Source organism: Spirosoma sp., from assembly GCF_048594605.1.
In the GTDB taxonomy this organism is placed as follows: Bacteria; Bacteroidota; Bacteroidia; order Cytophagales; family Spirosomataceae; genus Spirosoma.
Genome location: NZ_JBMDWV010000107.1, coordinates 40,060 through 48,502, shown reverse-complemented (window position 1 = coordinate 48,502; position 8,443 = coordinate 40,060). Strand labels below are relative to the sequence as shown.

Sequence of the window (8,443 nt, the reverse complement as noted above, 5' to 3'; positions counted from 1 at the left end):
CGAAGTTTCCCGAACAACTTCAATACGTAAAGCCCTGGCAGGCCAAACGTATATTATGGAACGTATTCATACCGGGCGCATTTATGAGCAACAGAAAACCTGAGGAAGCCGGAAACTTGATCGGTATCGAAACAGGGCTTTATAATTCATTACTGGGTAAATCGTACGGCGAAATTGCGGCCGAAAGCCGGAGTCAGCATAAAAGTCAGGGGTTCGGCGTAGCGGCCAATCGGGGAGCCCGTATCGATTATCTGCTGTTGAAAGGCGGAGATCCAGTACAGAAAGATCCGCTCGACGGCGTAGACCTAAGCTGGAAACGGGTCGCTAATTCGGCAGACGTTCAGACGCAGGTAACGCAACTGATCAACAACTTCCGGCCCGATCAACCAGCTGCGTCGGTGCCGGCCCTGGTACAATTGTACGGTGCTCTTGGCAAACTGGATACAACAAATCTGTACGTTAAAAGTAAACGTGAGGACGTGCAAACGCTTATTCAGCAGTGCTTGGGGCTCTATTTTGAAACCAATCCGGCTACGTATGCCGTTACACCCGGTGCTACCGTTAATCTGTCCACAAGCGTCGTCAGCCGGGCCGAATACCCTGTTACGCTGGTGGGCGTCCAGTATTCAACCAATAAAGATACAACCCTCAATCTGGCCCTCAAACCGAACGACGTTGTTCAGTTACCCATCCAGGTAACCATCCCGGCTAACCACAAAATTTCGCAGCCATACTGGCTCGAAAAACCCATGATTAAGGGAATGTTTCAGGTAGATAATCAACAGTTGATTGGGCTACCCGAAAGCCCGCCCGCCCTTACCGCCCGCTATATAGTTGACATCAACGGACAACGATTTACGTTTACCCGACCGGTTGTCTATAAATCGACCGATCCTGTCGATGGCGAAATCTATCGTCCGTTTATCGTACAGCCCGAAGTGATGGCCAACTTTACGGAGCGCGTTTATGCCTTTTCAGACAATACGTCGAAAACAGTGGAAGTAGTTGTCAAAGCCGGACGAGCCAACGTAACAGGAACATTGAAAATTGATGCGCCTGCGGGTTGGACCATCGAACCAAAATCTGCGCCGTTTTCGTTGGACCGAAAAGACGATGAACAACGTGCTACGTTTAAGTTAACCTCAACCGCTGGGGCAAAAAACGGCAGTTTGCGGGCAGTTATGACGACCGGCACGGGTACGTTTACCACGGCCCTGCGCCAGATTGCTTACAAGCATATTCCGACCCAAACGCTGTTTCCGCCCGCCGAAGCCAAACTGGTTAAGCTGGATGTAAAGGTGACCGCCAAAAACATCGGCTATATTGTTGGCGCTGGCGACGACGTACCAGCCGCTTTGCAACAAATGGGTTGTCAGGTTACATTATTAGGACCTGCTCAACTCAGTGGAAACCTGTCTGTTTACGATGCCATCGTTGCCGGGGTTCGAGCGTATAATACCGATGATTTTCTGGCCATCTATCAGCCCAAGCTGATGGATTACGTAAAAAACGGCGGCACAATGGTGGTTCAATACGTAACGCCGGGCGGTTCGGGATTTATTCAAAACGGCTTGAAAGTCAGTCAGTTGGGGCCATACCCTTTTAAAGTCGTAAATGAGCGCGTTACGGAAGAAGACGCGCCTATGACGTTCATCAATCCACAGCACCGGCTGCTTAATTACCCTAACAAGATTACTGAAGCCGATTTCAGCAACTGGATTCAGGAGCGGGGCATCTATTTCGCGCAGGATTGGGACAAAGCCTACGAGCCGATTTTCTCCGCCCACGACCAGAACGAAGCCCCCAAACAAGGCAGCCTGATTTACGCCAAATACGGCAAAGGTCATTTTATGTACACAGGTCTGGTTTTCTTCCGCGAACTACCCGCCGGTGTTCCAGGCGCATACTGTCTGTTCGCTAACCTGATTTCGGTAGGTAAGTAATCCAGAGTGAAGTCGGGTTCTCGTACCCGGCTTCACTCACTATACAGAACTCACTGATGCCACCGGCAAATTCTCCATAGCCCAATACGTCTGTTTACCTTTCAACGCTGCCTGATTCATCATTTCGTCGGCCCCGGCCGATGGGCCACCCACACGCAACACCGCATCACAGTGGTCGATCAAACGAACCGCTACGGGATGAAAAATTTCATTGAATACAGTATCCCCTACTTGAGTTGAACCCGCTTGCTGAATAAGTGGCAGAGCAATCCATTCTCCACAGATTGGTGTGTGCCCGGCACGATAGACGGTCAGGGCTGCTTCTTCCATGCGGTGCATATTCTGAGCAATTAGTTCAGGATTGTCGTTGGTATTGGAGCGGTACGGTCCAGCGATGAGTATCAGCATATTAGTTCAGAGACGTAGTAAGTTGTTGCAGACGCAAATGTTGAAGCAGCATAATGGTTTTGCCATCCATAATTTCACCACTTTCTATCATAGCCAAAGCCTGACTCACAGGCAATTCGAGAATATCAATCTCCTCTTCGTCAACACCCCCACCGGCGTTACGCTCCGTGTCGACCGTGTATTGAGCGATGTAAAAAAATAGTTTCTCAGTTACCGAACCGGGACTCATATACGCTTCCATAACTTTTTGCACCGACTGAATTCGATAGCCGGTTTCTTCTTCCGTTTCGCGAAGAATAGCCGTTTCGGGGTCGTCGTTATCGAGCAAACCGGCGCAGGATTCGATCAGCATACCCGATGGATTTCCGTTGACAAACGTTGGTAGCCGAAACTGACGGGTGAGAATGACCGTGTCGGTTTCTGGATTGTGAAGTAAAATTGTTGCGCCGTTCCCGCGATCATAAGCCTCACGCTGCTGCGTAGTCCAGCAGCCATCCTTGCCAAGGTAATTAAAGGTAAATCGTTTTAGAACGTACCAGTTGTCAGAAAGTAGTTTCTCCTCCGTTATTTGCACTCGCTCATTAGTCATTTGTTCAAAATTGTTTGATTTTGTTTATTTTTGAACAAAACAAGTTAATACGTCATGAATTTCCAACAGCGCAAGCAACTAATTGTGCAAACGGTCGAAGAACGCGGCTCCGTTGATGTTAGCGGCCTGGCGGACTTACTCCAGACCTCCGAGATGACGGTTCGTCGCGATCTGGTCCAATTAGCGGCATCAGGGCATATTTACCGAACTCGCGGGGGGGCTATGAAAGTGAGTCTGGCAACTGACAGACACACATTTGCTAACAAAACCGCCATGAATGCCGAGCGAAAAGATTATATCTGTCAACTGGCCGCGCGGGAGATTCAGGAAGGCGACGTCATTTTTATGGACTGTGGCAGTACGGTATTTCGGCTCTGCCAGTTCATCCGTAATAAACGGATCACCGTGGTGACCAACTCGTTGCCGGTTGTAGCCGAGTTAATAAATTCGGACGTAGCGGTTAATCTGGTGGGCGGAGAAGTGGATAAAGAGCGACAGGCCATTCACGGTCTGATTGCTGAAGAACACATTGCCCGTTACCGCGCGAATCGGGCTTTTCTGGGTGTCGATGGGATTTCGTTACAGAATGGGTTGAGTGCCAACAGCGAAAAGGAGGCCAGCATCACCACGGCCGTTGCGCGCCAAACCGAGAAAGTTTATCTGCTCTGCGATTCATCGAAGCTCGAAACCGACAAATACCTTTCTTTCGCCCCGTTGAGCCTCTTCAACGTGTTGATTACCGACAACGAAGCCAGCCCCGACGTAGTGAAAGCATATCGTCGGGCTGGCGTTACGTTAATTAATTAACTCTCGATCAATGCAACACGTAACTACTGACGTGAAAGAAGGGCCGCATACATGTTTCCTTGCCCATAAGCAGAGGGGCGTTCGCCCAGCTTTTGTATTGTAGAAAACCCAATACCGGAAAATAAATCACCCAATTGTCGGTACGTGATCGGGAAAGGCACCCACGGATTCGATCGGGTTGTTTCGTACTCCACAATCAGCACCAGAGCCCGATCAGACAGACGAGGTACGATACGTTCCAGAAACCGTTTTTTATCTGCTACGTAGTGCAGAGCATTGGCCATGAGCAGCCCATCAAGTTTCGGAAGGGTCGGCAGTTCCACCTCAAAATCAGCTCTGATAAAATCAATACGAACCGAATGCCCGTCGGGCGACGTATTGCGCGGTTGAGCCTGACGGTCAATGGCATAGATTACACTCTCATTCGGCAATAATGAAGCCAGAGCCTGTGTAAACAGACCTGTTCCACAGCCCAGATCAGCCCAGTGCTGTATTCCATTAGTACCGATACGTTGGTTATCGATCAGTTCGAGGGCGTCGGCTAGCTGCATCCGAATAGCTCTTAAGATTATAGTGAAAGTCGGTCAATACGTTGCCAGATCAATATCCAGACGTTAAAATCTACTCAAAAGTACTATCTATTGCTGTTTGAAACCCATACAAATCATCACCAGCGCATTTGTAATTTTCAATAGCATGTTTGTGAACGGTTTATCTTTTTTACGTATCCGAAGTAAGCCTATGCATTTCAAAATAAGTGAATTCCACAAAAACTATTGGAGTCAGCAATAGGGAAAAGCCGGTCCGATCACGATTTTTGCGAAATACGTTTTTTATCCCTCATGTGGCAAATATGGATTGATACGGGTGGTACGTTCACCGACGGACTTGCGCTTGATCCCGACGGCAATTTACACCGAACCAAAGTACTCAGCAGCAGCCAATTGCGTGGGCAACTCATCAATGGTAAACTGGTAGCCCCGTGGCTCAGCGCTCCTATTTTTGATGGATATCAGGCACGTATCGTTGAAACAGATGAGGTGTTTACAATAGAAACGCTGACAGCTACCGGAATTCTTTCCCTAAATAATCAGATCCCTTTACCCGATCGGAGAACAATTGAGTTGTTTACGGACGAGGAAGCGCCGGTTCTGGCCGCTCGGCTCCTGACGCAAACCCCGTTGAATCAGCCTTTTCCGAAGCTCGAAATGCGGCTTGGAACCACCAAAGGCACCAATGCACTGCTAGAGCGAAAAGGTGAGCGCGTTGCGTTGCTGGTAACCAAAGGGTTTAAAGACCTGCTTAAAATCGGAACGCAGCAACGACCGAATCTCTTTCAGCTCGCCATCCCCCCCGCCGACGTTCTCTACGATTCGGTACTGGAAGTTGAGGAACGTATTGCCGCTGGTGGTCAGTCAATAACGACTTTATCCGACGATACAATCGCTACGTTGCTGGAGCAGCTTCGGCAAACAAAGCCCGAAGCTGTAGCCATTTCCCTGATGAACGCGTATCGAAATCCGGCTCACGAACAAACCCTGCGCGATGCACTTCTGGAAGCGGGCTTCCACCAGATAACGCTTTCCACCGACGTATCGACGGCTCCGCAATACGTAGCGCGTACGCAAACGGCGGTCGTGAACGCGTACCTGACCCCCGTTATGCGGTCGTATCTCGACAATGTACAGCGGCAGTTGGGCAAAGGCAATTCACTACGTATCATGACCAGCGCCGGGGGCCTTGTTCGGGCCGATCTGTTTCAGCCCAAAGACAGTTTGCTGAGCGGTCCGGCGGGCGGGGTTATTGGAGCCGCCACGGTGGCTGATGGGCAGCCAATTCTTACGCTCGACATGGGCGGCACCAGCACCGACGTAGCGCGGATTCAGCGGCATCTGGACTATCGTTTCGCGACAAAAATCGGCTCATTTGACCTTCAACTTCCATCGCTGGCGATTGAAACCGTAGCGGCCGGTGGCGGTTCCATCTGCTGGTTTGAAGCACATGGAGCGACGCTCGCTGGTTCGACGCTCGACGGTGCAGCCTCTGGCCAGTTGCGCGTAGGACCACATAGCGCAGGTGCCAATCCGGGACCAGCCTGCTACGGTGCCGGGGGCCACGGTCAGCCGTTGCTGCTAACCATTACCGACGTCAATCTGCTGCTGGGTAAACTTCACCCGAAGCAGTTTGGCATACCTGTTTTTCCCGACAAAGCGCAGATCGCCCTGAACAATATTTTACAACAGGTTGAACAACAGACAGGTACTCGACCCGATGCAAACGTATTGCTGCGAGGGTTTGAACGAATCGCCAATGAAACCATGGCGGGGGCCATCCGAAAAATTTCTGTATCGCGGGGTTTTGATCCGAAAGACTATAGCCTTCTGGTTTTTGGTGGAGCAGGTGGTTTACACGGCTGCGCCATTGCCCGGCTGTTGGGTATGGAGCAAATGCTCCTTCCCTTCGATGGAGGTTTGCTGAGCGCCTACGGTATTGGACAGGCGCAAATTGAGTGGATGGCTTCACGCTCCGTGTTACGTCCCTTAACGGATGTCGCTACTGAATTGCCGGATTTGATTACTACACTGCGTCAGGAAGCGGCTCAAATGCTACGTTATGATATAGGGAGTAATGAATCAATTGAAACGAAATCAACATCCGTATTCCTACGCTTATCGGGTCAGGAAGCTACTGTCGATGTACCGTTTGGCGACCAGTTAGAAACTGATTTTCAGGAGAAATACCAGCATTTATATGGTCATTACCCGACTAACCGCACTATAGAAGTGGAGAGCATTCGGGTGCTTGTCAGCACGGTCGGTCCGGAACGTAGCAGCCATGGTTCACCGGTTAGCCACCGGCACGCAGTCCCCACGTTCGAAACCGATACGTATCCCGCCTACGACTGGACGCAATTGCAGGAAGGCGATACGTTCCGGGGGCCAGCGTTGTTGCTCAACACAACGTCGTCGGCCTTTATCGAACCCGGCTGGCGGGTCATTGTTCAGGCGGATAAAAATGCTGTGGTCGATTACATTGCAGATATCGAAGAAGACTTTTCTGCGCAGAAAGCTCAGGAAAGCAACGAAGTCATTCAGCTTGAACTGTTCACACAGCGTTTCCGGGCAATTGCCGAAGAAATGGGCGCTCAGTTGCAGCGAACGGCGTTTTCGGTCAACGTTAAAGAGCGACTCGATTTTTCCTGCGCGCTGCTCAATGAAAAAGCCGAACTGGTAGCCAATGCGCCACACATTCCGGTGCATCTGGGCAGCCTGGGTATCTGTGCGCGACTCGTGCTGGAAAAATTACCGCTCGAACCGGGCGACGTGATCATTACCAATCACCCCAAATACGGTGGTTCTCACCTACCCGACGTTACGTTGCTCAGTGGCATATTCACGGCTGACCTTAAGTTAATCGGTTACGTCATCAACCGTGCCCATCATGCCGAAATAGGCGGAAAAGTACCAGGTTCGATGCCGCCCGACGCTACGTCGCTTGACGAAGAAGGGGTTATTCTGGAACCGCAATACGTCGTGAAAGCCGGTAAGTTTTTATGGGAAAATAGTAATGATAACGTAGCGGATGGCTTAGCGTCGCGCTTTACGGATTGCCTCTACCCCACCCGCGCTCTGGCCGAAAACCGCGCCGACATCGAAGCGGCTCTGGCATCACTCAAAGCGGGCGAAACGGCTTTACAACAGCTTGTTGATCAATACGGTCTGTCAATAACCCATCACTATATGGCCCGTTTGCATCAATCAGCAACGGACGCCATCGCTGCCGTATTAAAACCGCTAAACGGCCAGACCTTTGAAGCCGAAGAGCCGCTGGACGACGGGCACCTGATTCGGGTAAAAATTTCTGTAGAAGAGGGCCACGCTACGTTCGATTTTACGGGTACGTCGGGTGTGCATCCAAACAATCTCAACGCCAATATTTCCATTCTATACAGCGCCGTCCTCTATGTATTGCGGTTGTGGTGCGGGAAAGATATTCCGCTCAACGAAGGGTTAATGGCTCCCGTTACGTTCATTTTACCGGAGTCGTCGTTTTTGAATCCGATTTTCCCCGATACGTCCGCCAATTGCCCTGCCGTTGTAGGCGGTAACACCGAAGTCAGTCAGCGGCTGGTTGATACGTTGCTCAAGGCACTGGGACTGGCAGCCTGCAGTCAGGGAACGATGAATAATTTTCTGTTTGGCAAGTCGACTCAGACCAGTGCACCGGCAAGCTTGGGAAGTTTCGGCTATTACGAAACGATTTGCGGAGGTACGGGCGCTACGGCGGGGGCTGATGGCCGTTCGGCGGTGCACCAGCACATGACCAATACCAAACTCACCGATCCCGAAGAACTGGAACGACGCTATCCGGTACGTTTGCACGAGTTCAGCATACGTAGTGAATCAGGCGGGGCCGGACAATGGCGCGGGGGCGATGGTATTGTCCGTGAAATCGAATTTCTGGAACCGGTTCAGGCTACGTTACTGAGTCAGCACCGCAACGTAGCGCCTTACGGATTAAACGGTGGGGAACCCGGCAAAACTGGCCAGCAAACCCTGATTTACACCGACGGTCGCGAAGAAACCTTACCGGGTATTTTCACCCGCGCCATGCAAATGGGTGAGCGTATACGTATCGAAACACCGGGCGGTGGTGGTGTTGGACTAATTGATTAGTAAAAGCACGCTGGTTTGAC

General features: G+C 50.9%; 6 protein-coding genes. 3 read left to right on the top strand and 3 right to left on the bottom strand.

All coding sequences use genetic code 11. From position 1 onward, the window contains the following. On the top strand, positions 1 to 1,943 hold a 1,943-nt coding region (locus tag ACOJS8_RS06440; protein ID WP_420147713.1), incomplete at its 5' end, for an LmbE family protein. A gap of 39 nt (positions 1,944 to 1,982) precedes the next feature. Here the strand turns inward: ACOJS8_RS06440 and ACOJS8_RS06435 are convergent. Further along, a complete protein-coding gene (locus ACOJS8_RS06435) occupies positions 1,983 to 2,351 on the bottom strand; it encodes a DUF4406 domain-containing protein (protein WP_420147712.1) in 369 nt (122 codons plus the stop codon). Position 2,352: 1 nt separating this feature from the next. After that, complete coding sequence (gene nudK, locus ACOJS8_RS06430; RefSeq protein WP_420147711.1) at positions 2,353 to 2,940, bottom strand: GDP-mannose pyrophosphatase NudK; 588 nt, start codon at positions 2,938 to 2,940, stop codon at positions 2,353 to 2,355. 54 nt (positions 2,941 to 2,994) lie between these two features. Here nudK and ACOJS8_RS06425 point away from each other — a divergent pair, with 54 nt between their 5' ends. After that, positions 2,995 to 3,747: a DeoR/GlpR family DNA-binding transcription regulator gene (locus ACOJS8_RS06425; RefSeq protein ID WP_420147710.1), complete on the top strand. Its 753-nt coding sequence runs from the start codon at positions 2,995 to 2,997 to the stop codon at positions 3,745 to 3,747. Positions 3,748 to 3,770: 23 nt separating this feature from the next. On the opposite strand, the gene ACOJS8_RS06420 is transcribed toward ACOJS8_RS06425, so the two are convergent. Beyond that, complete coding sequence (locus ACOJS8_RS06420; RefSeq protein WP_420147709.1) at positions 3,771 to 4,298, bottom strand: class I SAM-dependent methyltransferase; 528 nt, start codon at positions 4,296 to 4,298, stop codon at positions 3,771 to 3,773. A 291-nt stretch (positions 4,299 to 4,589) separates the two neighbouring features. Between ACOJS8_RS06420 and ACOJS8_RS06415 the strand changes: the two genes are divergently transcribed. Then, complete coding sequence (locus ACOJS8_RS06415) at positions 4,590 to 8,423, top strand: hydantoinase B/oxoprolinase family protein (RefSeq protein ID WP_420147708.1); 3,834 nt, start codon at positions 4,590 to 4,592, stop codon at positions 8,421 to 8,423. Positions 8,424 to 8,443: the final 20 nt, after the last annotated feature.

Coding starts and splice junctions, on each gene's coding strand:
- nudK (WP_420147711.1), bottom strand. CDS start 2,940: ATGACTAATGAGCGAGTGCAAATAACGGAGGAGAAACTACTTTCTGAC.
- ACOJS8_RS06425 (WP_420147710.1), top strand. CDS start 2,995: ATGAATTTCCAACAGCGCAAGCAACTAATTGTGCAAACGGTCGAAGAA.
- ACOJS8_RS06420 (WP_420147709.1), bottom strand. CDS start 4,298: ATGCAGCTAGCCGACGCCCTCGAACTGATCGATAACCAACGTATCGGT.
- ACOJS8_RS06435 (WP_420147712.1), bottom strand. CDS start 2,351: ATGCTGATACTCATCGCTGGACCGTACCGCTCCAATACCAACGACAAT.
- ACOJS8_RS06415 (WP_420147708.1), top strand. CDS start 4,590: ATGTGGCAAATATGGATTGATACGGGTGGTACGTTCACCGACGGACTT.